General features: G+C 63.4%; 20 protein-coding genes. 9 read left to right on the top strand and 11 right to left on the bottom strand.

Annotation, left to right across the window (positions count from 1 at the left end; translation table 11 throughout):
• Positions 1-13 precede the first annotated feature (13 nt).
• From A9179_RS02280 to A9179_RS02245, 8 genes are all read left to right on the top strand, one after another.
• On the top strand, positions 14-739 hold the full coding sequence (locus A9179_RS02280) for a class I SAM-dependent methyltransferase (RefSeq protein ID WP_187804246.1): 726 nt from the start codon (positions 14-16) through the stop codon (positions 737-739).
• On the top strand, positions 739-1,236 hold the full coding sequence (locus A9179_RS02275) for a hypothetical protein (RefSeq protein WP_187804245.1): 498 nt from the start codon (positions 739-741) through the stop codon (positions 1,234-1,236). Before A9179_RS02280 ends, A9179_RS02275 begins: the two co-directional genes overlap by 1 nt.
• Positions 1,236-2,435, top strand: coding sequence for a beta-ketoacyl-[acyl-carrier-protein] synthase family protein (locus A9179_RS02270; RefSeq protein ID WP_187804244.1), 1,200 nt, complete (start codon positions 1,236-1,238; stop codon positions 2,433-2,435). The genes A9179_RS02275 and A9179_RS02270 overlap by 1 nt, the downstream gene beginning before the upstream one ends.
• A complete protein-coding gene (locus A9179_RS02265) occupies positions 2,432-2,884 on the top strand; it encodes a hotdog family protein (RefSeq protein ID WP_187804243.1) in 453 nt (150 codons plus the stop codon). The genes A9179_RS02270 and A9179_RS02265 overlap by 4 nt, the downstream gene beginning before the upstream one ends.
• The gene (gene fabG, locus A9179_RS02260; RefSeq protein ID WP_187804242.1) at positions 2,881-3,609 is read left to right on the top strand and encodes a 3-oxoacyl-ACP reductase FabG; all 729 of its coding nucleotides are present in this window, start codon (positions 2,881-2,883) and stop codon (positions 3,607-3,609) included. The genes A9179_RS02265 and fabG overlap by 4 nt, the downstream gene beginning before the upstream one ends.
• Positions 3,609-4,835 (top strand): beta-ketoacyl-ACP synthase, encoded by a 1,227-nt coding sequence (locus tag A9179_RS02255; protein WP_187804241.1) that lies wholly within the window; start codon positions 3,609-3,611, stop codon positions 4,833-4,835. Before fabG ends, A9179_RS02255 begins: the two co-directional genes overlap by 1 nt.
• 135 nt (positions 4,836-4,970) lie before the next feature.
• The gene (locus tag A9179_RS02250; RefSeq protein ID WP_187804240.1) at positions 4,971-5,414 is read left to right on the top strand and encodes a YbjQ family protein; all 444 of its coding nucleotides are present in this window, start codon (positions 4,971-4,973) and stop codon (positions 5,412-5,414) included.
• 132 nt (positions 5,415-5,546) lie between these two features.
• Positions 5,547-6,005: an Sbal_3080 family lipoprotein gene (locus tag A9179_RS02245; protein WP_187804239.1), complete on the top strand. Its 459-nt coding sequence runs from the start codon at positions 5,547-5,549 to the stop codon at positions 6,003-6,005.
• 219 nt (positions 6,006-6,224) lie between these two features.
• Here A9179_RS02245 and hemE read toward each other — a convergent pair whose 3' ends face one another.
• The 11 genes from hemE to A9179_RS02190 all read right to left on the bottom strand — a co-directional run bounded on the left by hemE (position 6,225) and on the right by A9179_RS02190 (position 22,075).
• Positions 6,225-7,292, bottom strand: coding sequence for a uroporphyrinogen decarboxylase (hemE, locus tag A9179_RS02240; protein WP_187804238.1), 1,068 nt, complete (start codon positions 7,290-7,292; stop codon positions 6,225-6,227).
• A 230-nt stretch (positions 7,293-7,522) separates the two neighbouring features.
• Positions 7,523-8,941, bottom strand: a complete 1,419-nt coding sequence (locus tag A9179_RS02235) for an FAD-dependent oxidoreductase (protein WP_187804237.1) — start codon at positions 8,939-8,941, stop codon at positions 7,523-7,525.
• 32 nt (positions 8,942-8,973) lie between these two features.
• Positions 8,974-13,422: a glutamate synthase large subunit gene (gene gltB / locus A9179_RS02230; RefSeq protein ID WP_187804236.1), complete on the bottom strand. Its 4,449-nt coding sequence runs from the start codon at positions 13,420-13,422 to the stop codon at positions 8,974-8,976.
• 247 nt (positions 13,423-13,669) lie between these two features.
• Positions 13,670-15,334 (bottom strand): AAA family ATPase, encoded by a 1,665-nt coding sequence (locus A9179_RS02225; RefSeq protein ID WP_187804235.1) that lies wholly within the window; start codon positions 15,332-15,334, stop codon positions 13,670-13,672.
• Positions 15,335-15,343: 9 nt separating this feature from the next.
• Complete coding sequence (aroB, locus tag A9179_RS02220; protein ID WP_187804234.1) at positions 15,344-16,447, bottom strand: 3-dehydroquinate synthase; 1,104 nt, start codon at positions 16,445-16,447, stop codon at positions 15,344-15,346.
• Between the two features lie 51 nt (positions 16,448-16,498).
• Entirely contained in the window at positions 16,499-17,017 is a 519-nt protein-coding gene (gene aroK, locus A9179_RS02215) for a shikimate kinase AroK (RefSeq protein ID WP_187804233.1), read from the bottom strand.
• A 4-nt stretch (positions 17,018-17,021) separates the two neighbouring features.
• On the bottom strand, positions 17,022-19,133 hold the full coding sequence (gene pilQ / locus A9179_RS02210; RefSeq protein WP_187804232.1) for a type IV pilus secretin PilQ: 2,112 nt from the start codon (positions 19,131-19,133) through the stop codon (positions 17,022-17,024).
• A 53-nt stretch (positions 19,134-19,186) separates the two neighbouring features.
• Positions 19,187-19,657 carry a pilus assembly protein PilP gene (locus tag A9179_RS02205; RefSeq protein WP_223123281.1) on the bottom strand — a complete coding sequence of 157 codons (471 nt, stop codon included), beginning with the start codon at positions 19,655-19,657 and terminating at the stop codon, positions 19,187-19,189.
• A gap of 53 nt (positions 19,658-19,710) precedes the next feature.
• A complete protein-coding gene (gene pilO / locus A9179_RS02200) occupies positions 19,711-20,388 on the bottom strand; it encodes a type 4a pilus biogenesis protein PilO (protein ID WP_187804230.1) in 678 nt (225 codons plus the stop codon).
• Positions 20,385-21,011, bottom strand: a complete 627-nt coding sequence (locus tag A9179_RS02195) for a PilN domain-containing protein (protein ID WP_187804229.1) — start codon at positions 21,009-21,011, stop codon at positions 20,385-20,387. The genes pilO and A9179_RS02195 overlap by 4 nt, the downstream gene beginning before the upstream one ends.
• On the bottom strand, positions 21,011-22,075 hold the full coding sequence (locus A9179_RS02190; RefSeq protein ID WP_187804228.1) for a pilus assembly protein PilM: 1,065 nt from the start codon (positions 22,073-22,075) through the stop codon (positions 21,011-21,013). Before A9179_RS02190 ends, A9179_RS02195 begins: the two co-directional genes overlap by 1 nt.
• Before the next feature lie 181 nt (positions 22,076-22,256).
• On the opposite strand from A9179_RS02190, the gene A9179_RS02185 reads away from it, so the two are divergent.
• Positions 22,257-24,674, top strand: coding sequence for a penicillin-binding protein 1A (locus A9179_RS02185; RefSeq protein WP_187808474.1), 2,418 nt, complete (start codon positions 22,257-22,259; stop codon positions 24,672-24,674).
• The last annotated feature ends 26 nt before the right edge of the window (positions 24,675-24,700 follow it).

Below are 24,700 nucleotides of genomic sequence, written 5' to 3'. Positions count from 1 at the left end.
ACAGCCACCGCCGATGGAACGCGCCGCCGCCACCTATGTCGAGGAAACCCGCTTCGGTTTCTGGTTCCTGCAGAGCCATGTCTGGCACCACCATGTGCTGCGCGTGGCGATCAACGACCTCAAGCGCCTGTTCGACGGCCCGCTGCCGCAGGCACCGGTGTTGCTGGATGCCGGCTGCGGCCAGGGCCGCTCGTTCGGCCTGCTCAACGAGGCCTTCGCCCCGGCGCGGATGATCGGCCTGGATGCCGACCCGCACAGCCTCGACTGCTCACGCGCCGAGGCCGAGCGCCTGGGCCTCGACGTGCAGCTGATCGCCAGCGACTGCGCGGCCATCGACCTGCCCGACGCCAGCGTCGACCTGCTGTTCTGCCACCAGACCTTCCACCACCTGGTCGAGCAGGAACAGGCCCTGGCCGAGTTCTGGCGCGTGCTCAAGCCGGGCGGCCGGCTGCTGTTCGCCGAGTCGACCAAGTTCTATATCGACACCTGGGTGATCCGCTGGCTGTTCCGCCACCCCATGCATGTGCAGAAGAGCGCCGAGGAGTACCTGGGCATGCTGCGCGCGCAGGGCTTCGAGCTGGAGGAACGCAACACCTCCTACCCCTATCTGTGGTGGAGCCGCTCCAAGGACTTCGGTCTGCTCGAGCGCTGGGGCATCATGAAAGCCAAGCCGTTCGGCCAGCGCGACGAGACCCTGGTCAACGTGGTGGCGCGCAAGCCGCTGGAGCCTAGCGCCTGATGCTGCGCGCCTGGCTGCTCGGACTGTGCCTGCTGCTCGGCGCTTGCGCCGGGCATACGCCCGTGCCGGACACTGCGCCGACGCTGGTCGCCGCGCTGCCGCTGAGCCTGCAGATCCAGCGCCAGCAGGCCGGCGAGCAGCGCGACTGGCTGCTGGTGCTGCAGGCCGAAGGCACGGCGCTGCGCTGGTCGCTGTTCGACCCGCTCGGCGTGCCGCTGGCGCGCCAGCTGCTGCAGGATGGCGAGTGGCGCAACGATGGCCTGCTGCCGCCCAACGCCGAGGCCCGCGAGCTGTTCGCCGCCCTGCTGTTCGCCCTCAGCAACGAGGCGGCGCTGCAGGACTACCCGGCCGGTAGCTGGCAACGCAGCGCCGATGGTCAGCGTCGGCTTAACCCGGGCTGGCTAATCCGCTACCGTGCGCCGCTGGACTTTACCCTGAATAGCGCAAGCGACCTGGCCTACCAGGTCAGTGTCCTGCCCCAAGAAGAAGGCCGTTGATGCCCAGTTATTTGAACGCCCTCGGCCTGCTTTGCGCCCTCGGCAACGGCAAACAGGCGGTCGCCAGCGCCCTGCTGGCCGGCGATGCCTCGGGCATGCGCGGCGAGCACGGCTGGGTTGGCGAACGCGTGTTGACCGTCGGCGCCGTGCGCGACGCACTGCCGCCCCTGCCGACGTCCAGCAGTCAGCCGGCCAGCCGCAACAACCAGCTGCTGCTGGCTGCCGCCCTGCAGATCGAAAGCGAGCTGCGCGCCGCCATCGCCCAGTACGGCCCGACCCGCGTCGGCCTGGTGCTGGGCACCAGCACCTCGGGCATCGACGAAGCCAGCCAGAGCATCGCCGAGTACGTCAACCACGGCGCCCTGCCGGCGCACTACCACTATGCCCAGCAGGAACTGGCCGCACCGGCCAGCTTCCTCGCCGAATGGCTGGGCCTCGCCGGCCCGGTGTACTGTCAGTCGACCGCCTGCACCTCCAGCGCACGCGCCCTGCTCAGCGCCCATCGCCTGCTGCAGCAGGGCCTGTGCGACGCGGTGATCTGCGGCGGGGTGGACAGCCTGTGCCGCCTGACCCTCAACGGCTTCTCGGCGCTGGAGGCGGTGTCCGCCGAGCCGTGCAACCCGTTTTCGGTGAATCGCCACGGCATCAATATCGGCGAGGGTGCGGCCCTGTTCCTGATGACCAAAGAGAGCAGCCCGATCGCCTTCTTCGGCGGCGGCGCCAGCTCCGACGCCCACCATATTTCCGCGCCCCATCCCGAGGGTCTCGGCGCCCAGGCGGCGATGCGCAAGGCGCTGAGCAGCGCCGGCGTGACGGCCGAAGAGATCGACTACCTCAACCTGCACGGCACCGCCACCGCGCACAACGATGCCATGGAAAGCCAGGCCGTGCGCGCACTGTTCCCCGCCGGCCTGGCCTGCTCCTCGAGCAAGCCGCTGACCGGCCACACCCTGGGCGCCGCCGGCGCGCTGGAAGCAGCCTTCTGCTGGCTGGTGCTGAGCGAGCACAACCCTGACGGCCTGCTGCCGCCGCACCTGTGGGACGGCCAGGCCGACCCGGCTCTGCCGCCGCTGCAGCTGACCGAGCGCGGCACGCGCCTGCGGCGTACGACGCAGCGCCGGCTGATGAGCAACTCCTTCGCCTTCGGCGGCAACAATGTCAGTCTGATTTTGGGTGATAAGCCGGGGGATGCGCCATGAGCCGCTGGCCGATCGCCGAACTGATTCCCCACGCCGCCGACATGATTCTGATCGACGAAGTCGTCAGCTTCGGCGACGAAGATATCGAGACCCGTCTCACCGTGCGCCCGGGCGGCCTGTTCAGCCAGGCCGACGGCAGCCTGCCGGCCTGGGTCGGCGTCGAGCTGATGGCGCAGAGCATTGCCGCCTATGCCGGCTGCCAGGCACGCCAGGCCGGCCTGCCGGTGGAGCTGGGCTTCCTGCTCGGCACGCGCAAGTTCGAGTGCAATGTCGAGTGTTTCCCCGCAGGTAGCACGCTGCATATCAAGGCCCTGCGCTCGCTGCAGGACGACAACGGCATGGGCGTGTTCGAGTGCCAGCTTTCCGGCCCAGGTATCGAAGCCTTCGCCCGCCTCAACGTGTTCCGCCCCCCAGAGGTGGCGAGCTATCTACAAGAGCAAATGCAATGACTGAAACCATTCTGGTCACCGGCTCCAGCCGCGGCATCGGCCGGGCCATTGCCCTGCGTCTGGCACGCAGCGGTTACGACATCGTTCTGCACTGCCGCTCGCGCCGCGACGAAGCCGAGGCCGTGCAGGCGCAGATCGCCGAGCTGGGCCAACAGGCGCGCATCCTGCAGTTCGACGTCTCCGACCGCAGCGCCTGCCGCGCGGCGCTGGAAGCCGATATCGAGCAGCACGGCGCCTACTACGGCGTGGTGTGCAACGCCGGCCTGACCCGCGACGGCGCCTTCCCGGCGCTCAGCGAAGAAGACTGGGATCAGGTGCTGCGCACCAACCTGGATGGCTTCTACAACGTGCTGCACCCGCTGACCATGCCGATGATCCGCCGGCGCAAGGCCGGGCGCATCGTCTGCATCACCTCGGTATCGGGGCTGATCGGCAACCGCGGCCAGGTCAACTACAGCGCCTCCAAGGCTGGCGTGATCGGCGCGGCCAAGGCCCTGGCCATCGAGCTGGGCAAGCGCAAGATCACGGTCAACTGCGTGGCGCCGGGGCTGATCGACACCGAGATCCTCGACGAGCAGGTGCCGGTGGAGGAGATCCTCAAGATGATCCCGGCGGCGCGCATGGGCACCCCGGAGGAAGTGGCCGGGGCAGTGAATTTCCTGATGTCGGAAGAGGCGGCGTACATTACCCGCCAGGTTCTCGCGGTTAACGGTGGGTTGTGTTGATGAAACGTGTAGTCGTCACCGGGATGGCCGGTATCACCTCGCTGGGCAGCGACTGGCCGACCATCTCGGCCAATTTCCGGGCGGGCAAGAGCGGTATCCGCCGGATGGACGAGTGGGATCGTTTCAGCGAGCTGAACACCCGCCTGGGCGGCCCGGTGGACGACTTCGTTCAGCCCAAGCACTGGACGCGCAAGCAGACCCGCAGCATGGGCCGCGTCTCCAAGCTGGCGGTGTACGCCGCAGAGCGCGCCCTGGAGCACGCTGGCCTGCTCGGCGACCCGTGCATCCAGGACGGGCGCATGGGCGTGGCCTGCGGCTCGTCCACCGGCAGCACCGACGAGATCAAGGCGTTCGGCAATATGCTGCTCAATTCCGTAGCAGACGGCCTTAACGCCAACTCCTATATCCGCATGATGCCGCACACCACGGCGGCCAATATCAGCATCTTCTTCGGCCTCAAGGGCCGCCTGATCCCCACCTCGAGCGCCTGCACCAGCGGCAGCCAGGGCATCGGCTACGCCTACGAGGCGATCAAGTTCGGCCGCCTGAAGATGATGCTGGCCGGCGGCGCCGAGGAGCTGTGCCCGACCGAGGCCATGGTGTTCGACGCGCTCTACGCCACCAGCCTGAAGAACGACACCCCGCACCTGTCGCCACGCCCCTACGACGCCGGCCGCGACGGCCTGGTGATCGGCGAGGGCGCCGGCATCCTGGTGCTGGAAGAACTGGAGCATGCCCTGGCGCGCGGGGCGACCATCCACGCCGAGATCGTCGGCTTCGGCTGCAACTCCGACGGCATCCACGCCACCAAGCCGGAGCAGGCGACCATGCGTGGCGCCATGGAGCTGGCCCTGGAAGATGCCGGCCTGGAACCGGCGGCCATCGGCTACGTCAACGGCCACGGCACCGCCACCGCCCAGGGCGACGTGGCCGAGAGCCTGGCCACCAGCAGCCTGTTCGGCCCGCGCATGCCGATCAGCTCGCAGAAGAGCTTCTTCGGCCACACCCTGGGCGCCTGCGGTGCGCTGGAGTCCTGGTTCAGCATCGAGATGATGAACAGCGACAGCTACGTCTACACCCTCAACCTGGACAACGTCGACCCGGAATGCGGCGAGCTGGACTACCTGCGCGGCGAGTTCCGCTCGATGAGCCACCAGTACGTGATGAACAACAACTTCGCCTTCGGCGGGGTCAACACCTCGCTGATCTTCCGGCGCTGGAGCTGAGCATGACGCCCAGCGGCCAGGTCGGCGCAACGGCCACCAGCAGCGTGACTACAATCGCTGGGTCGAACGCCCGCCGGCACCCTGCACCTGCTATCCCGAAAACCCTGTGAAGCACTCATCGTCAAGGAGACGACCATGAAACTGAAAAACTGGACCCTCGCTGCACTGATCCTCGCAGCCGTTCCCGCCATCAGCCAGGCTCGCGATACCACCCTGTACCCGGACTTCCAGGCCGCCGTGCAGGAAGCCACCAACGCCGGGCGCCTGGATGGCAGCGTCAAGTTCTACCTGGCAGGCACCAAGCCGGCCGGCACCGTCAGCGTGGTCAAATCCGGTGTCACCACCAGCCAGAAGACCAACGCCTTCAACAAGAGCGACGAAGGTGCCTGCTCCTGGGCCCTGCAATCGGCGCTGATCCGCCTGCAGAACGCGGCCAAGCAGGCCGGCGCCAATGCCGTGGTCAACATCATGAGCAACTACAAGAACGTGCCCTACTCCAACGCCAGCAACTACGAGTGCCATGCCGGCGCCATCATGGCGGGCGTTGCGCTGAAGGCCGACCTGGCCAACGTCAAGTAATACGCGGCCTGCCGGCGCTCGCGCCGGCCCGGTTCGCCCGCCGCACCGACCAGCCGGCGGGCGGACATCACCGTCGCTGACGTAGTGGCCGCCAGGCGGCATGTCAGGCGCTTATTCCTCAGGAAGCCGCCCATGCCCCGCATCCCGCAGCATCTGTTCCGCCTGCCTCTGCTCCTCGCCCTGTGCAGCCTCAGCAGCGCCTGCACGGTGATTCGCGTCGAGCCGCTGAAAACCGCCAGCCCCCAGGTGTGCATCGAGGAAAACCCGGCGGTGCAGGTCGACGACTTTCTCGGCGTGGTGGAGCGCGGCTTCGCCCGTCACGGCATCCGCACCCGACGCATCCAGCAGGCCAGCGACAGCCAGTGCCCGGCCGTGCTCACCTACACCGCCAAGCGCTCCTGGTCGGTGGTGACCTACCTGTCACTGGCCGAGCTGAATATCCGCGACTCGCAAGGACAGCTGCTCGCCAGCGCCTACTACCGCTTCCGCGGCCGCGGCCTGCTGGCGGTGAAGAAGTGGCAGAGCACGGAAACCAAGATGACCCCGGTGATCGACCAGATGCTGGCTGAAGTGCCGAGAGCGACGCCGTAAAAGAAAAGGGCCGCATGAGCGGCCCTTTTATTGGCTATGTCCCGTTACATGTTGCGTGATCAAGCCCCCACTCTCTGAATCTGGCAACCGCCTCTGGATTCCCGCCTGCGCGGGAATGACGGTTGTCTGGAGGACTTTCCCTCTGCCTCGTAATCCCCGCCTAGGCGGAGATCCAGAGAAGGACACGCCGCTGCAACAGGCATTCTTATTGGCTGACGATCAGCCGTGATACTGCGCCGACAGCTCATGCACCGCTTCGAAGAAGGCGCGGGCGTGCTCCGGATCGACTTCCGGAGTGATGCCGTGACCGAGGTTGAATACCTGGCCGCTGCCCTGGCCGAAGCTGGCGAGGATGCGCGCCACCTCGGCGCGGATCGCCGCCGGGTTGGCGTACAGCACGCTCGGATCCATGTTGCCCTGCAGGGCCACCTTGCTGCCGACGCGGGCGCGGGCGCTGCCGATGTCGCAGGTCCAGTCCAGGCCCAGGGCCTCGGCACCGGTCTCGGCCATGGACTCCAGCCACAGGCCGCCACCCTTGGTGAACAGGATCACCGGCACCCGGCGGCCGTCATGCTCGCGGATCAGACCGTCGACGATCTTCTGCATGTAGGCCAGGGAGAATTCCTGGTAGGCCGCTGCCGACAGGCTGCCGCCCCAGGAGTCGAAGATCTGCACCGCTTGCGCGCCGGCCTTGATCTGCCCGTTGAGGTAGACGGTGACCGACTGCGCCAGCTTGTCGAGCAGGGCGTGCATGGCCTGCGGGTTGTCGTAGAGCATCGCCTTGGACTTGCGGAAGTCCTTGCTGGAGCCGCCTTCGACCATATAGGTGGCCAGGGTCCAGGGGCTGCCGGAGAAGCCAATCAGCGGCACGCGGCCGTTCAGCTCGCGGCGGATGGTGCGCACGCCGTCCATCACGTAGCCCAGATCGCGTTCGGCATCGGGGATCGGCAGGGCCTCGATGTCGGCCATGCTGCTCACCACCTTCTTGAAGCGCGGGCCTTCGCCGGTCTCGAAGTACAGGCCCTGGCCCATGGCGTCGGGGATGGTGAGGATGTCGGAGAACAGAATCGCCGCGTCCAGTTGCGGGTAGCGATCCAGCGGCTGGATGGTGACCTCGCAGGCCAGCTCGGGGTTCTTCATCAGGCTGACGAAGTCACCGGCCTTGGCCCGGGTGGCGCGGTATTCCGGCAGGTAACGACCGGCCTGGCGCATCATCCACACCGGCGTGACGTCGACGGGTTGCTTGAGCAGGGCACGGAGGAAGCGGTCGTTCTTCAGCACGGACATCGGCAGGGTTCCTGGAAAGTTCGGCAGGGAGGCGTTCGGGCGGGAGTATGCAGGCAGCGCTCGTTGGCGTCCCCCTACTCCGGGCGGGCTCCCGGATCGCAGGGGCCCACGCGCCTTGGCGCAGAAAAAGTGCGGGCATTTTCGCAGACCGCAAAACAAAAGGCACGGCGAGTGCCGTGCCTTTTGTCTGTCGCGACGATTTGCCGCGCGCCACTGGGGGCGAGCGACTATCAGACCTGCAGGTAGTCGAGGATGCCTTCGGCGGCGTTGCGGCCTTCGAAGATCGCCGTCACCACCAGGTCGGAACCGCGCACCATGTCGCCACCAGCGAAGATCTTCGGGTTGCTGGTCTGGTGCTTGAACTGGCCCTTCTCCGGCGCCACCACACGGCCTTGGCTGTCGGTCTGGATCTGGAACTGCTCGAACCACGGCGCCGGGCTCGGACGGAAACCGAAGGCGATCAGCACGGCTTCCGCCGGGATGATTTCCTCGGAGCCCGGGATCGGCTCGGGGCTGCGACGGCCACGGGCGTCCGGCTCGCCGAGACGGGTCTCGACCACCTTGACGCCTTCCACCTTGTCCTCGCCGACGATGGCGATGGGCTGGCGGTTGAAGAGGAACTTCACGCCCTCTTCCTTGGCGTTCTTCACTTCCTTGCGCGAGCCCGGCATGTTCTCTTCGTCACGACGGTAGGCGCAGGTCACGGCCTTGGCGCCCTGGCGGATGGAGGTACGGTTGCAGTCCATCGCCGTGTCGCCACCACCGAGCACCACCACGCGCTTGCCCTTCATGTCGATGAAGTCTTCCGGCGCCTTCTCGAAACCGAGGTTGCGGTTGACGTTGGCGATCAGGAAGTCGAGGGCATCGGTGACGCCCGGCAGGTCTTCGCCGGGGAAGCCGCCCTTCATGTAGGTGTAGGTACCCATGCCCATGAACACGGCATCGTACTCGGCCAGCAGCTGGTCGAGGGTGATGTCCTTGCCGATCTCGGTGTTCAGGCGGAACTCGATGCCCATACCGGTGAAGACTTCGCGGCGGCGCACCAGCACGCTCTTCTCCAGCTTGAACTCGGGAATGCCGAAGGTCAGCAGACCGCCGATTTCCGGGTTCTTGTCGAACACCACCGGGGTCACGCCATTGCGCACCAGCACGTCGGCACAGCCCAGGCCGGCCGGGCCGGCACCGATCACGGCAACACGCTTGCCGGTCGGCTTGACCTTGGACATGTCCGGACGCCAGCCCATGGCGAAGGCGGTGTCGGTGATGTACTTCTCCACCGAACCGATGGTCACCGCGCCGAAGCCGTCATTGAGGGTGCAGGCACCCTCGCACAGACGATCCTGCGGGCACACGCGGCCGCAGACTTCCGGCAGGGTGTTGGTCTGGTGGCTCAGCTCGGCGGCGGCCAGGATGTTGCCTTCGGAAACCAGCTTCAACCAGTTGGGAATGAAGTTGTGCACCGGGCACTTCCACTCGCAGTACGGGTTGCCGCAACCCAGGCAACGGTGTGCCTGGTCGGCGGCCTGGGCCGGCTTGAAGGGTTCGTAGATCTCCACGAACTCCTTCTTGCGCTGGCGCAGGAGCTTCTTCTTCGGATCCTTGCGCCCGACTTCGATGAACTGGAAGTCGTTGTTCAGACGTTCAGTCATTTCAAAACCTCATCAAACTACTTCAGGCGCAATCATTGCGGGTTGGCGCGGGTGCTGCTGAGCAAGGAGCCCAGGCTTGCCGCTTTCGGTTTGACCAGCCAGAACTTGCGCAGGTAGTCGTCCAGGTTTTCCAACAGGTGGCCGCCCCAGGCACTGGCGGTCTCCGCAACATACTCGGTGAGCACGCGCTGCAGGTGGTTGCGATAGGCTTCCATGGCTTCGTTGCTGATGCGCTGGATCTCCACCAGTTCGTGGTTCACGCGGTCAACGAAACTGTTGTCCAGGTCGAGCACATAGGCGAAACCGCCGGTCATGCCCGAGCCGAAGTTGTAGCCGGTCTTGCCCAGCACGCAGACGAAACCGCCAGTCATGTACTCGCAGCAGTGGTCGCCAGTGCCTTCCACCACGGCGTGGGCACCGGAGTTGCGCACGGCGAAACGCTCACCGGCGGTGCCGGCGGCGAACAGCTTGCCGCCGGTGGCGCCGTACAGGCAGGTGTTGCCGATGATGGCCGACTCCTGGGTCTTGAACGGGCTGCCTTGCGGCGGCACGACGACCAGCTTGCCGCCGGTCATGCCCTTGCCGACATAGTCGTTGGCATCGCCTTGCAGGTACAGGTGCAGGCCGCCGGCGTTCCACACGCCGAAGCTCTGCCCGGCAGTGCCCTTGAAGCGGAAGGTGATCGGCGCGTCCTTCATGCCCTGGTTGCCGTGCTGCTTGGCGATTTCGCCGGAGACACGGGCACCGATGGAGCGGTCGCAGTTGCAGATGTCCAGTGCGTACTCGCCACCGGATTTACCGGCGATGGCGTCCTTGGCCAGCTCGACCATCTTCTCGGCCAGCAGGCCCTGGTCGAACGGCGGGTTGCGGTCGACTTCGCAGAACTGCGGCTTGTCGGCCGGCACGTGCGCGCTGCCGAGCAGCGGCGACAGGTCGAGGTGCTGCTGCTTCTCGGTCTCGCCGGCCAGCATTTCCAGCAGGTCGGTACGCCCGATCAGCTCGCCCAGGCTCGGCACGCCGAGCTTGGCCAGCCACTCGCGGGTGTCTTCGGCGATGTAGGTGAAGTAGTTCATCACCATCTCGACGGTGCCGATGAAGTGATCCTTGCGCAGCTTGTCGTTCTGGGTGGCTACGCCGGTGGCGCAGTTGTTCAGGTGGCAGATGCGCAGGTACTTGCAGCCCAGGGCAACCATCGGCCCGGTACCGAAGCCGAAGCTCTCGGCGCCGAGGATGGCGGCCTTGATCACGTCGAGGCCGGTCTTCAGGCCGCCGTCGGTCTGTACCCGCACCTTGCCGCGCAGGTCGTTGCCGCGCAGGGTCTGGTGGGTTTCGGCCAGGCCGAGTTCCCACGGGCTGCCGGCGTACTTGATCGAGGTCAGCGGCGAAGCGCCGGTGCCGCCGTCGTAGCCGGAGATGGTGATCAGGTCGGCATAGGCCTTGGCCACACCGGCGGCAATGGTGCCGACGCCGGCTTCCGCCACCAGCTTGACCGAGACCAGTGCCTGCGGGTTGACCTGCTTGAGGTCGAAAATTAGCTGCGACAGGTCTTCGATCGAGTAGATGTCGTGGTGCGGCGGCGGCGAGATCAGGGTCACGCCGGGTACCGCATAGCGCAGACGGGCGATCAGGCCGTTGACCTTGCCGCCCGGCAGCTGGCCGCCCTCACCGGGCTTGGCGCCCTGGGCCACCTTGATCTGCAGCACTTCGGCGTTGACCAGGTATTCCGGTGTCACGCCAAAGCGGCCGGTGGCCACCTGCTTGATCTTCGAGCTCTTGATGGTGCCGTAGCGGGCCGGATCTTCGCCGCCCTCACCGGAGTTGGAACGCGCACCGAGACGGTTCATCGCTTCGGCGATGGCCTCGTGGGCTTCCGGCGACAGGGCGCCGAGGGAAATACCGGCGGAGTCGAAGCGCTTGAGGATCGACTCGAACGACTCGACCTGATCCAGCGGCAGCGGCTGGTCGGCCAGCTTGACCTGCAGCAGGTCACGCAGCATCGACACCGGGCGCTGGTCGACCAGGGCGGCGTATTCCTTGTACTTCTCGTAGCTGCCCTGCTGCACGGCGGCCTGCAGGGTGTTGACCACGTCCGGGTTGTAGGCGTGGTACTCGCCACCGTAGACGAACTTGAGCAGGCCACCCTGCTGGATCGCCTTGCGGTTGTTCCAGGCCTCGTTGGCCAGCAGCTTCTGCTCGGCCTCGATGTCGACGAAACGCGCGCCCTTGATGCGGCTGGCCACACCACGGAAGCTCAGCTCGACCACCTCGTCGGACAGGCCGACCGCTTCGAACAGCTGGGCGCCGCGGTAGGAGGCGATGGTGGAGATACCCATCTTCGACAGGATCTTCAGCAGGCCCTTGGAGATGCCCTTGCGGTAGTACTTGAACACCTCGTACAGATCGCCCAGCACTTCGCCGGTGCGGATCAGGTCGCCCAGCACTTCATAGGCGAGGAACGGGTACACCGCGGAGGCACCGAAACCAACCAGCACGGCGAAGTGGTGCGGGTCACGGGCGGTGGCGGTCTCGACCAGGATGTTGCAGTCGCAACGCAGGCCTTTCTCGGTCAGGCGGTGGTGCACTGCACCGGTCACCAGCGAGGCATGCGCCGGCAGCTTACCCGGGGCGATGTGGCGGTCGGTCAGAACCAGCAGCACCTTGCCGGCACGCACGGCTTCCTCGGCCTGGTCGGCCATGTTGCGCACGGCCGCCTCGAGACCGACGGACTCGTCGTAGTTCATGTCGATGACATGGCGCTCGAAGCCCGGAGTGCTGAGGTTCATCAGCGCGCGCCACTTGGCTGGCGAGATCACCGGGCTGCTCAGCATCACGCGGCTGGCGTGGGCCGGCGACTCGTCGAAGATATTGCGCTCGGCGCCCAGGCAGATTTCCAGGGACATCACGATGGACTCGCGCAGCGGGTCGATCGGCGGGTTGGTGACCTGGGCGAACTGCTGGCGGAAGTAGTCGAAGGTCGAGCGCACGCGCTGCGACAGCACGGCCATCGGCGTGTCGTCGCCCATCGAGCCGACGGCTTCCTGGCCTTGCTCGCCGAGCGGACGCAGCACCTGGTCACGCTCCTCGAAGGTGACCTGGAACATCTTCATGTATTGCTTGAGCTGGTCGCTGTCGTAGAACGGCGAGCCATGGTCGCGGTCTTCCAGGCTGGCCTGGATACGCACGGCGCCCTGACGCAGCCACTGCTTGTAGGGGTGGCGCGACTTCAGGCGGTTGTCGATGGCATCGGTTTCCAGCACCTGGCCGGTCTCGGTGTCCACTGCGAGGATCTGCCCCGGGCCGACCCGGCCCTTGGCGATCACGTCTTCCGGCTGGTAGCCCCACACGCCGATTTCCGACGCCAGGGTGATGTAGCCGTTCTTGGTGGTGACCCAGCGCGCCGGGCGCAAGCCGTTGCGGTCGAGCAGGCAGACAGCATGGCGGCCGTCGGTCAGCACCACGCCGGCAGGGCCGTCCCACGGTTCCATGTGCATGGAGTTGTATTCGTAGAACGCGCGCAGGTCAGAGTCCATGGTCTCGACGTTCTGCCAGGCCGGCGGAATGATCATGCGCACGCCGCGGAACAGGTCGATGCCACCGGTAACCATCAGCTCAAGCATGTTGTCCATGCTCGAGGAGTCGGAGCCGACGCGGTTGACCAGCGGGCCCAGCTCTTCCAGATCGGGGATCAGGTCATTGGCGAACTTCAGCCGGCGCGCCAGCGCCCAGTTGCGGTTGCCGGTGATGGTGTTGATCTCGCCGTTGTGGGCGAGGAAGCGGAACGGCTGCGCCAGCGGCCATTTTGGCAGGGTGTTGGTGGAGAAGCGCTGGTGGAATACGCAGATGGCAGTCTGCAGGCGCTCGTCACCGAGATCCGGATAGAACTGCTGCAGATCCGCCGGCATCATCAGGCCTTTGTAGATGATGGTCTTGTGCGAAAAGCTGCAGATGTAATGGTCGGTGTCGGCGGCGTTGGCCACCGACGAGCGCCGGCGGGCGCTGAACAGCTTGATGGCGAACTGCTGGTCGTCCAGGCCTTCACCGCCGATGAACACCTGCTCGATCTGCGGCAGGCGCTCCAGGGCCAGGCGGCCGAGCACGCTGGTATCCACCGGCACCTTGCGCCAGCCGACCAGGGTCAGGCCGGCGGCGGCGATCTCGCGGTTCATGTTCTCGCGAGCGGCCTCGGCCTTGGCCGGGTCCTGGTTGAAGAAGACCATGCCCACCGCATATTGCTGCGGCAGTTCGCGGCCGAAATGCTCCTGGGCGATGGCGCGCAGGAACAGATCCGGCTTCTGAATCAGCAGACCACAACCGTCACCGGTCTTGCCGTCGGCGTTGATACCGCCGCGGTGGGTCATACAGGTCAGGGCTTCAATGGCGGTTTGCAGCAAGTGATGGCTTGCCTCGCCCTGCATGTGGGCGATCAAGCCGAAGCCGCAGTTATCCTTGAACTCATCAGGATGGTACAGACCTGCTTTCATAGACACTCTCACCAGGCTGCCTTTATTAAGGCAAATTGCTTTCTAATTCATCGACCTAGCTGCCGACCGCGCAGGGCTGTGCCCCAGCTTGGCGCAGGCAAAGGGGGGCTATTGTACATAGCCATCCGAACCGTCACAAACCATTAGTGACGGCCAGATGAACTGTTTTGTCGCCTAAGCGAAAGGCGGTGACCGACGGTTCGTGTTAGACCCGCCAGTCACCAAAAGACAGGCAATTCGCAGGCCATTAACGCGCCCGCACTGCCTCCTGCTGGATGCTGGCAAAGCTGCGCGGCCAGGGCTTGCCGGCCTGCACCGCCGCCGGCAGCGACTTGATCGCCGCCTGGGCGGCCGCGCGGCTGGCGAACTGACCGTAAGTGACCACGTACAGTGCCTGGCCCTGGTGCAGCTTTTTGAAGTAGCGGTACTGGCCGCCGTTCTTGGCGACGAACGCCTTGGCACTGCCTTCCGAGCGCGTGCCCAGAATCTGCAGGGCATAGCTGCTGGCCGGCTGGCTGCCATACCAGTCACCCGTAGCAGCCGCGGGCGCAGCACTGGCCACAGGCCTGACCGCCACTGCAGGCTTCGGCGCCGGCGCGGCAACCGGCTTGACCACCGGCTTGGCCGCCACCGGAGCGGGCGCAGGGGCCGGAACCGGAGTCGGCACCGCCACAGGCTCCGGCTTGACCGGCGGCACCACAGTAGTAGCCACCGGCGGCGCAACCGCCACAGTCGGCGCACTAACAGCCGGCGCCACAGCGGCAGAAGTCGGCGCAGGCAATGGCAGCGCCACAGGCGCTCCTGCCGGCGCAGCAGTACCAGCGCTCGCCTCGTCCCCTTCATCCATACCGGAGGCCTGGGCCAGCGGCTCGCGGATCACCGGCTGAGCCTCACCGACCAGCGGCAATGGCAGCGGCTGATTGCTGCCGGCGAACTCGATCGAGGTAGCGGAACCCGCCGCCTCGCCTGGCGCCTCAGACGACGGCTCGGCACTGACCGGTGCCGCCGCCTGCGGCAGCAAGTCCACCGCAGTCTTGCCCGGCGCCGGCAGATCGATACCGCTCTTGCCCTGCATGAACCAGGCAGCACCCAACGCCAGGCCCACCACAGCCAGGGCCAGCAGGTGCTTCTTCGGCAGAGCCAGGCCACCGCCGGCGGAGCCAGCTGCATTGCGCTGCGCCAGCATGCTCTCGATCAGCACATCGCGCGCCGCCTGATTGATCGCCCCCGGCCAGCCACCAGAACTCAGGTGGATATCGCTCACCTGATCGTCCGTCAGCAGATCGATGCCCTGCCCCGCGCCATCCAGACGCTGTGCCAGATATTCGCGGGTTTCGTCCTCGCTGTAGGGCAGCAGGTCGATGGCATGGAAACGCTCCTCGCCATCGGCCAGCAACTCCAGACGCGGCACCAGCGCCAACTCGCCGAATAGGAAGACATGCGGACGCGCCTCGGCAGTACCCGCTGCCAGATTGAACAGACTGTCCAGGGCGGCATCGGCCAGCTGCTCGGCGTCGTCCACCAGCAGGTAGACCTCCTGACCGGTCAGCGCCAGTTGGGCCACCTGAGCCAGGATGCTGCGCAGATCCATGCTCTGCACGCCCAGCCCCTGGGCGACCTGGCGCAACACACCACCCACGTCGCTGGCTCCACGCGCCGAGACCACCACGCACTGCACGGCCTGCTTGTTGGTGCTCGCCACCAGCGCCTGGCGCAACAGCGTCTTGCCGCTGCCCTTGGGGCCGCTGACCACCAACAGCAACTGGCTATAGCGAGCCAGGTGATGCAGCTGCCCCAGCACCGGCTTGCGCTGGGCAGGGAAGAAGCGGAACCCGGGCACCCGAGCGGCGAAGGGATCGTGACTGAACTGGTAATGGCCGAGGAAAGCCTCGTCAGCATGCAGACTGGTCATGGAACTCTCTTATTCTCCAAGCTGTGCCACAAGCGCGCGGTAATCGGCGCGCAAGGTGGCTTCGAGGATCTCGTGCGGAAACTTATCCGTTATCACCGCCTCACCGACCTGCTTGAGCAGGACCAGGCGCAGACGCCCACCAAGTACCTTCTTATCGACCGCCATGTGCTCGAGAAAATCCCCCGGAGTCATTTCCTCGGGCGGGATCACCGGCAGGCCGGCCTTGAGCAGTAGACGCAAACCGCGATCACGCTCGGCTTCGCTAATCCAGCCCAGGCGCACCGACATTTCCAGCGCCATGGCCGTCCCCGCCGCCACCGCCTCGCCATGCAGCCAAACGCCGTAGCCCATGTGAGTTTCGATGGCATGACCGAAGGTATGGCCCAGGTTGAGAATCGCCCGCAGTCCGGACTCCCGCTCGTCAACCCCAACCACCCTCGCCTTGGCCGCACAGGAACGCTCGATGGCCTGCGCCAGCACCGTCATGTCCAGCTCGCGCATAGCCACGACATTGGCCTCGAGCCAATCGAGGAAAGGGGCATCGCAGATCAGTCCGTACTTGATCACTTCGGCCAGCCCTGCAGACAACTCGCGAGCAGGCAAGGTCTGCAGCACCGCCGTATCGATCATCACCGCCTGCGGCTGGTAGAAGGCACCGATCATGTTCTTGCCCAGCGGGTGGTTGATCCCGGTCTTGCCACCCACCGAGGAGTCGACCTGCGACAGCAGGGTCGTCGGCACCTGAATGAAAGCCACACCACGTTGGTAACAGGCCGCAGCAAAGCCCGCCATATCGCCAACCACGCCACCACCCAGGGCGATGACCGTGGTACCGCGATCATGCCGCGCCACCAACATGCCATCGAAGATCAACTGCAGGGTTTCCCAGTTCTTATGGGACTCACCATCCGGAAGAACCACCGAAGTGACTTCGCAGCCCTCAAGCGTCTTCAGCAACTGCTCGAGATAGAGCGGAGCAACCTTGTCGTTGGTGACAATCGCCACCTGGCGCCCGGCCAGATGCTGCTTAAACAGGTCGGAGCGGGCCAGCAGCCCGACTCCGATATAGATGGGATAACTACGCTCGCCCAGATCGACTGTGAGAGTCTGCATGACGCCCCCGAGATAAAAAGGGCACTAGGATAGCGCAGTTAGGCTCGCGCTTTAACGGGCAGGAAGCTCGCTGATGCGCTCGATGATCTCTTGCACCACCATACGCGGTGGCCGCTCATCGGTTTCGACTATCACATCGGCAATTTCGCGATATAGCGGATCGCGAATCTGCATCAGATTGCTGAGAACCTTTTCCGGCTCGGCATTGCGCAACAGCGGGCGATTGCGATCCCGCGAGGTGCGCTCAAGCTGCTGCTCGACGGAGGCATGCAGGTAGACCACTCGCCCCCCCGCACGTAGCGCCTGACGATTCTCGACACGCAGCACCACGCCACCACCGGTGGCAATGACCACGCCATCGAGCATGCAGAGCTCCGCAATCATCGATTGCTCACGCTCACGGAAACCCTGCTCGCCCTCCACATCGAAGATCCAGGGAATATCGGCACCGGTACGCTGCTCGATTTCCTTGTCCGAATCCTTGAACTGCAGCTTCAGCTCTTTCGCCAGCAAACGCCCGATGGTGCTTTTACCAGCGCCCATCGGGCCAACCAGAATCAGGTTCCTCACAAGATCAATGACTCACCGCAATGGCCTGGTTGTTCATGATCCGCGGGGTAACAAATACCAGCAGCTCATTCTTGGTATCCGTAACCGTATCTTTACGGAAGAGGCGCCCCAGGAAGGGAAGGTCGCCAAGGAATGGCACCTTCTCGACTGCCTTGCTTTGGGTATTGGAGAACACTCCACCGATCACAATGGTCTCGCCATCGTTTACCAATACCTTGGCGTTTACCTCATTCTTGGTAATCGGCGGTACATCGTTCAAAGCATTAGCGTAGTCAGGCTCGTCCTTGTTGACCTTAACCTCCATGATGATGCGGTTATCCGGAGTAATCTGCGGAGTCACCTCAAGGGACAGCGCCGCCTCCTTGAAGGAAACCGAGGTAGCACCACTGGAGCTCGACTCCTGATAAGGCACTTCCGTACCCTTGAGGATCTTGGCGGTTTCCTTGTCCGAGGTCACGACTTTCGGCTGCGAAATCACCTCACCGTTACCGGTCTTCTCCATCGCCGTGAGCTGCAAATCGAGAATGACATTGTCGGTCAGGAAGCCGATACCGATACCTGAAGTACTATTGCTGGCACCAAGATCGACAAATGGAACATTGGTTGTCGCATCGTCGAAGGTGTAGTCGCCAACGGTATCAGTGCCCGGCAGAACGAAGTTGCCGTCGTCATCGAAAGCCTGTGCGCCATCCTTGCCATAGACAGTCCACTTGTCTCCAACAGAAGCCCCACCCCAGCGCACGCCCAAGCTCTTGTCGTAACCAACAGAGGCCTCCACGATGCGCGCCTCGATCATTACCTGACGAACCGGAATATCGAGCTGAGTGACGATGCGCCGCAGCTCATCCAGGCGCTCCTGAGTTTGGTAGGCAATGATGCTATTGGTGCGATCATCAACAGTTACCGAACCACGCTCAGCCTTGGCCGCATCCCCCTCAATACCGGCAACGGACTGGAAGAGCGCAGCAATATCCGAAGCCTTGGCATAGTTGACCTGGATCAGCTCACGACGCAGCGGAGCAAGCTCGGCAATCTGGTTCTTGGCCTCAAGCTCCTGGCGCTCACGCGCCGCAATTTCATCGGCCGGAGCAATGAGCAGCACGTTACCGACTTTGCGCTTGTCGAGGCCGCGGGTCTTCAGCACCAGATCCAGCGCCTGATCCCACGGCACATTCTGCAGACGCAAGGTGATGTTACCTTGCACCGTATCGCTGGCCACCAAGTTGAGATCGGTGAAGTCAGCAATCAGCTGCAGCACCGAGCGGACATCGATATCCTGGAAGTTGAGAGAAAGCTTCTCACCGGTATATGCAAAACGCTCACTCTTGCGCTTCTCGACATCATCCTGACTGAGCGGCTTGACACTGATCGTCAGCTTGTTATCAGTCTGGAAGGCAAGATAATCGTAAAAGCCCGTTGGCTCGATTAGGACGCTGGCCTTATCAGCCTGACTCGAAGACGTAACGAACTGCACAGGAGTAGCGAAGTCCTTCACGTCGAGTTTTACGCGCAGGTTTTCCGGCAGCTGTGTCTTGGCAAAATCAACACGAATCTTGTTGCCTTGCTCCTGGATATCCGGACTCACCGACGGATCGGAGAGCTCGATGACCACATTGCCCTCCCCCTGCTCGCCACGCTGGAAATCGATACCACCAATGGCGCGCCCGACCGAAAGAGGAGCACCTGCAGGCTTGGGCTGAGCACTCACAGCCACTTGGGAGTCAGCTCGAGCCCCAGATGCATCACCAACGACTACAAACAGGTTATTGCCTTCCGCACGAGTGCTGTACGGAACCAGCGTCGCGAGATTGACGATCAGGCGAGTACGATCCTTTGCCTCGACGACAGTTACGCTACGCGCATTACCTACACCCAGTTCGCGATTCTTGGAGCCCAGCTTATTGGTCACACCCGGCAAATCCAGCGCAATACGCGCCGGCTGCTCAATGGTATAACCGCGCGGAGAGAGCACGGGCTCATCAAAACCCAGCTTCAGTTCAACCTTATCCCCAGGCAACGCCGCTACATCAAGCGTTTGTAAATTAGCAGCAAGAAGAGAAGGGGCAAACAAAGCCGCAAGAAGAGCAACGCCCAGGCGAGAAAGAGAGCTATTCATTAGCTTGTTCCGTTTAGCAGACCTGTAATTGTTTTTCATATCGAACCCCGCCATTAAGAGCGTTCTTTGAGGGTGATGCTACGAGGACGCTCAAGCCACCCCCCCTCACCATCAGGAACGATTTCGACAACCTCAATCTTTGCCTCATCGATGGCTACGATGCGGCCATAATTGCGCCCCAAGTAGTCACCGATCTTCACTCGATGCACTCCGCCAGCCCCGCGCACCAAGCCAAACACCGATCCATCATTGGCCAGGGTTCCAACCATCTCGAAAGTCTCGATATTGAAACCCTCAAGGAACTGGCGAACACGTGTTTCATCCGGCTTGATGTCTTTCGAGCCCTTCTGCTGCCTGGCTATATCAATCTTCACCGGCGGCTGGAAAGGACTGCGCAGAGCCGCAGCACTATATGTAAAAGCTTCATATGGCTGGAACTTCGGCAGCGGCTCAATCGAGCCCTTGGGACGTGCGCGAACCTCATCCATATAGGCCTGCAAATCAGAGAAGTCTTCTCCCCCCATGCAGCCCGACAAAACCGAACATGCAACAAGGCTGAAAAGGAAATATCTACTTTTCACTTTTTAGCCCCCTTGTTTGGCTTCTGTGGCCCTTTTTTCTGTGGCGCAACATCAGCTTTCAGCCCCGCATCGTTGTAGCGGTAAGTCTTAGCCAGAACACTCATGCGCAACTTTGAAACACTGCCCTCTTCAGCCGGCTTAATTTCAAAATTATGCAGCGTCACGATGCGCGGCAGACTGGCCACGCCACTGACGAACGTGGCCAGGTCGTGATATCCACCGACCACGGAAATCTGGATGGGTAGTTCGATGTAGAACTGCTGTATCACCTCTGGCTGCAGCTTGATCTCTTCAAACTCCAGACCACTGCCCAGCCCGGTACGGGTGATGTCTTCAAGCAACCCTGGAACTTCGGTATCGCTCGGCAATTGGCGCAGCAATGTACCGAACGACTCCTCCATCTCTTTCATCTGGACTTTATAGGCTTCCAGATTCGCAGCCTGAAAAGCTTTTTGGGCAAACTGCTCCCTAAGAGTCTTCTCTTCGCCACGTCTTTGCTCAAGGCGCCCCTGCAGATCTTTCAGATAGAAGTTGTAACCAAGCCCCAGAGCAACAGCCAGCAACAGTACACAGGCGATTGCCTTGACCGCAGAAGGCCAGGAACCCAGGTTATTAACATCCAGGTCGGAAAGATCGACCTTTTTCAACGCCTCGATGGATTCAGCAAGACTCATGGCTTTTTACCGCCGCTTTTGCCTGGGTTCTTTTTGTCATTGGCAGCCTTACCACTTGCCGCAACCTCTGCTTCCTCACCTGGCTGAGTTTGCTGCACGGTCAACTGAAAGACGTTCGCTTGATCGACGGCACCCGCAGTCACAGCCTTAACCTGGGTCAAGGTCGGAGATGCCAGCCAATCGGAGGAATCCAAATTGCGCATCAAGCTGGAAACACGATTGTTCGACTCGGCCGCACCAATGATTGCGATGGTCTTGTCCGTGCGTTTGAGCTCGGTGAAGTACACGCCATCCGGCAGCGTACGCACCAACTGGTCGAAAATACGCCCGATGATCGGACGGTTACCCTGCAGATCCTGAATGATCTTCATCCGTTCCAGCAGTTGCTGACGCTTCTGTTTGAGCTCGCTGATTTCCTTGATCCGCGCATCCAGGACTGCAATTTCCTTGCGCACGAAATCATTGCGCGCGGTCTGCTGCGCAATGGCCCCGTCCAAGTACTGGCCTCCGAGGAAGACAAGCCCGCCGGCAATCAGCAGGGTCGCGCCGAGAGCCACCAGGAAGCGCTGCTTGCGCTCCTCGCGCAGCTGCTCGCGCCAAGGTAGAAGGTTTATCCGTGCCATCAGTCGAAACTCCTCATCGCCAGGCCGCACGCAATCATCAAGGACGGCGCATCACTGGCTAGCGCACCCGCATTCACCTTGCTACCCAGCGCCATGTCGGCGAAGGGATTGGCGACCAGAGTGGGAGTGCCGATCTTCTGCTGAATCAGGCGATCCAGATCGGGAATCGAAGCGGTTCCGCCAGCCAGCAGGATGTAGTCGACATCGTTGTACTGACCAGCAGCGAAGAAGAACTGCAGCGAACGGGATACCTGCTGCACCACCGCTTCTTTGAACGGCTGTAGCACTTCGCTTTCGTAGTCATCCGGCAAGCCGCCCTGCTTCTTAGCCAGGCCCGCTTCTTCGACCGACAGCCCGTAGCGACGCTGGATCTCCTCGGTCAACTGACGGCCACCGAAGAGCTGTTCGCGGGTATAGATGGTGCGACCGTTGTGCAGCACGCTCAGGGTGGTCATGGTGGCGCCGATATCGACCACCGCCACCGTCAGCTCGTCATGACCGCTGCCCAGTTGGCTTTGCAGCAGGTCGTAGGCACGCTCCAGTGCATAGGCCTCGACATCAACAACCTTGGCGGAGAGCCCGGACAAAGCCAGGGCAGCCTCGCGCACCTCGACGTTCTCCTTGCGGCAGGCTGCCAGCAGCACCTCAACCCGTTCCGGGTTGCGCGCCGAAGGCCCCTGCACCTCGAAGTCGATGGCCACTTCTTCAAGCGGATAGGGAATGTACTGGTCGGCCTCGATCTTCAGCTGGGTCTCCAGCTCGTCATCGTTGAGCCCCGCCTCCATCTCGATGGTCTTGGTGATCACCGCCGACCCGGCCACCGCCACGGCTACCGACCGCACTCCAGTCTTGGCCTTGGCCAGCACACGGGAAAGCGCCTGACCGACCCCCTCCAGCTCAGCAATGTTCTTCTCGACAACAGCGTTAGGTGGGAGCGGCTCGACAGCGTAGGCCTCTACCTTGTAGCGGCTTCCCGAGCGACTCAATTCGAGGAGCTTGACCGAGGTCGAACTGATGTCGATCCCCAGAAGCGTATTCGCTTTCTTATTGAAGAGCCCTAGCACGACCGATTTCCTATTGGCATCCGCGACTTACGGACTATTTGTGTTTTTCCACATTAAATAACAGTCTTGACAGAAGCGCAAATGGCGACCCGGCAAAAAAACCGCTTATAATGTGAACAGTTTTTCTCTTTTTGCACCGCGCAACACTTAACCCATTCTTTTATCTGGAAATCCAAGAGTCCTGATGCGCCTGCTGAAGTTTTTCTGGTGGTCTTGTGTCGCCGTTTTTTGTGGTCTGTTGCTCAGTTTCAGCGGCGCGTTTCTCTATCTTAGTCCTGGCCTGCCCTCCGTCGAGTCGCTGCGCAGCATCCAGCTGCAGATCCCGCTGCGGGTCTATAGCGCCGACGAGAAACTGATCGCCGAATTCGGCGAGATGCGTCGCTCCCCCATTCGTTTCGACGACATCCCCAAAGACTTCATCCGCGCCCTGTTGGCCGCCGAAGACGATAACTTCGCCAACCATTATGGCGTCGACTTCACCAGCCTAATGCGCGCTGCCACGCAGTTATTGTCGAGCGGCCATATTCAAACCGGCGGCAGCACCATCACCATGCAGGTGGCGAAGAACTTCTTCCTCACCAACGAGCGCAGTTTCTCGCGCAAGATCAGCGAGATCCTCCTGGCCCTGCAGATCGAGCGCGAGCTGAGCAAGAATGAGATCCTCGAGCTCTACGTCAACAAGATCTATCTCGGCAACCGCGCCTACGGTATCGAGGCCGCTGCCCAGGTGTACTACGGCAAGTCGATTCGCGACGTCACCCTCGGCCAGATGGCCATGATCGCCGGCCTGCCCAAGGCGCCTTCGCGCTTCAACCCGCTGGTCAACCCGGAGCGCAGCAAAGAGCGGCGCGACTGGATCCTCGGTCGCATGCTCAAGCTCGGCGCCATCGATCAGGCTCGCTATGCCGCAGCCATGGCCGAGCCGATCGATGCCCAGCACCATGTGCAGCCGCCGGAGCTCAACGCCCCTTATATCGCCGAAATGGCTCGCGCCGACCTGGTTGGCCGCTACGGCAGCGAGGCCTACACCGAAGGTTTCCGGGTTACCACTACAGTACCGAGCGAACTGCAGAGCGCCGCCAACCTGGCCCTGCACCAGGGCCTGATCGAATACGACCAGCGCCACGGCTACCGTGGCCCGGAAACCCGCCTGCCCGGCCTGACGCGCGAAGCCTGGCTGCAGGAGCTGGCCAAGCACAAGACCCTCGGCGGGCTGGAGCCGGTCATCGTCAGCCAGGTCGAGAAGAGCGGCATCCTGGTACTGACCCGCGACGGCCAGGAAAAACCGGTCGCCTGGGACAGCATGAAATGGGCGCGCCCCTTCCTCAACACCAACAGCCTCGGCCCCCGCCCGCAGCAGCCGGCCGACGTAGTGCAGATCGGCGACTTGGTACGCATCGAGGCCGACGCCGAGAGCGGCGCGGCGCTGTTCCGCCAGTTCCCGGCAGCGCAGAGCGCCCTGGTCTCGCTGGATCCGCAGACCGGCGCCATCCGCGCCCTGGTCGGCGGCTTCTCCTTCGAGCAGAGCAACTACAACCGCGCCGCCCAGGCCAAGCGCCAGCCCGGTTCCAGCTTCAAGCCCTTCATCTATAGTGCCGCCCTCGACCGCGGCTACACCGCCGCCAGCCTGGTCAACGATGCCCCCATCGTGTTCCAGGAAGCCGGCATGGAAGAAGCCTGGCGCCCGAAGAACGACAACAACACCTTCCTCGGCCCGATCCGCCTGCGCGAAGCCCTGTACAAGTCGCGCAACCTGGTGTCGATTCGCGTCCTGCAGAGCATCGGCATCGACTATGCCCTCGACTACGTCAGCCGCTTCGGCTTCAAGCGTGACGAGCTGCCGCGCAACCTGTCGCTGGCTCTCGGCACCGCAGGGCTCACCCCACTGGAGATCGCCGGCGGCTGGGCCACCTTCGCCAATGGCGGCTACAAGGTGCAGCCGTACCTGGTCGAGCGCATCTACGATCGCACCGGTAAACCGCTGTTCATCGCCAACCCGCCACGCACCGAGGCCAGTGCCACCAGCGTCAACCAGCAGAACGACGCCCTGCAGGCCGAGGCACCGAACGCCAGCACCATTGAACCTATCATCGCCGAGCACATAGTCGACGAGCGCACCACCTACATCCTCACCAGCATGCTGCAGGACGTGATCAAGCGCGGTACTGGCCGGCGCGCCCTGGCCATGGGTCGCGCCGACCTGGCCGGCAAGACCGGCACCACCAACGAATCCAAGGACAGCTGGTTCTCCGGCTACAACGCCGATTACGTGACCACTGTGTGGACCGGTTTCGACCAGCCGGAAAGCCTCGGCCGCCACGAATACGGTGGCACCGTGGCCCTGCCGATCTGGATGAACTACATGAGCGCCGCCCTGAAGGACAAGCCCGAGCACCCGCCTGCCGAGCCGGCCGGCCTGCTCACTCTGCGCATCGACCCCACTACCGGCCGCGCCGCCTCGCCCGGCGCCCCCGATGCCTACTTCGAGCTGTTCAAGAGCGAGGACTCGCCGCCGCCGATGAGCGAGCTCGACCCCAGCCTGGGCCTGCCCGGCAGCCCGCTGCCGGCCGACGAGGCAGCGCCGATCGATCTGTTCTGATCGGCAATCGCCGCCCATAAAAAAGC

Source organism: Pseudomonas alcaligenes (assembly GCF_014490745.1).
Lineage (GTDB): Bacteria > Pseudomonadota > Gammaproteobacteria > Pseudomonadales > Pseudomonadaceae > Aquipseudomonas > Aquipseudomonas alcaligenes_C.
The sequence above is the reverse complement of the archived record's forward strand: the minus strand, read 5'-3'. Positions and strand labels throughout refer to the sequence as shown.

Bases quoted from the DNA above. Each gene is read 5' to 3' on its own strand.
- A9179_RS02255 (WP_187804241.1), top strand. From the start codon at position 3,609: ATGAAACGTGTAGTCGTCACCGGGATGGCCGGTATCACCTCGCTGGGC.
- hemE (WP_187804238.1), bottom strand. From the start codon at position 7,292: ATGTCCGTGCTGAAGAACGACCGCTTCCTCCGTGCCCTGCTCAAGCAA.
- fabG (WP_187804242.1), top strand. From the start codon at position 2,881: ATGACTGAAACCATTCTGGTCACCGGCTCCAGCCGCGGCATCGGCCGG.
- A9179_RS02195 (WP_187804229.1), bottom strand. From the start codon at position 21,011: ATGGCACGGATAAACCTTCTACCTTGGCGCGAGCAGCTGCGCGAGGAG.
- A9179_RS02250 (WP_187804240.1), top strand. From the start codon at position 4,971: ATGAAACTGAAAAACTGGACCCTCGCTGCACTGATCCTCGCAGCCGTT.
- A9179_RS02265 (WP_187804243.1), top strand. From the start codon at position 2,432: ATGAGCCGCTGGCCGATCGCCGAACTGATTCCCCACGCCGCCGACATG.
- A9179_RS02235 (WP_187804237.1), bottom strand. From the start codon at position 8,941: ATGACTGAACGTCTGAACAACGACTTCCAGTTCATCGAAGTCGGGCGC.
- A9179_RS02280 (WP_187804246.1), top strand. From the start codon at position 14: ATGGAACGCGCCGCCGCCACCTATGTCGAGGAAACCCGCTTCGGTTTC.
- pilO (WP_187804230.1), bottom strand. From the start codon at position 20,388: ATGAGTCTTGCTGAATCCATCGAGGCGTTGAAAAAGGTCGATCTTTCC.
- A9179_RS02245 (WP_187804239.1), top strand. From the start codon at position 5,547: ATGCCCCGCATCCCGCAGCATCTGTTCCGCCTGCCTCTGCTCCTCGCC.
- A9179_RS02225 (WP_187804235.1), bottom strand. From the start codon at position 15,334: ATGACCAGTCTGCATGCTGACGAGGCTTTCCTCGGCCATTACCAGTTC.
- A9179_RS02275 (WP_187804245.1), top strand. From the start codon at position 739: ATGCTGCGCGCCTGGCTGCTCGGACTGTGCCTGCTGCTCGGCGCTTGC.
- gltB (WP_187804236.1), bottom strand. From the start codon at position 13,422: ATGAAAGCAGGTCTGTACCATCCTGATGAGTTCAAGGATAACTGCGGC.
- aroB (WP_187804234.1), bottom strand. From the start codon at position 16,447: ATGCAGACTCTCACAGTCGATCTGGGCGAGCGTAGTTATCCCATCTAT.
- A9179_RS02270 (WP_187804244.1), top strand. From the start codon at position 1,236: ATGCCCAGTTATTTGAACGCCCTCGGCCTGCTTTGCGCCCTCGGCAAC.
- A9179_RS02205 (WP_223123281.1), bottom strand. From the start codon at position 19,657: ATGGGGGGAGAAGACTTCTCTGATTTGCAGGCCTATATGGATGAGGTT.
- pilQ (WP_187804232.1), bottom strand. From the start codon at position 19,133: ATGAATAGCTCTCTTTCTCGCCTGGGCGTTGCTCTTCTTGCGGCTTTG.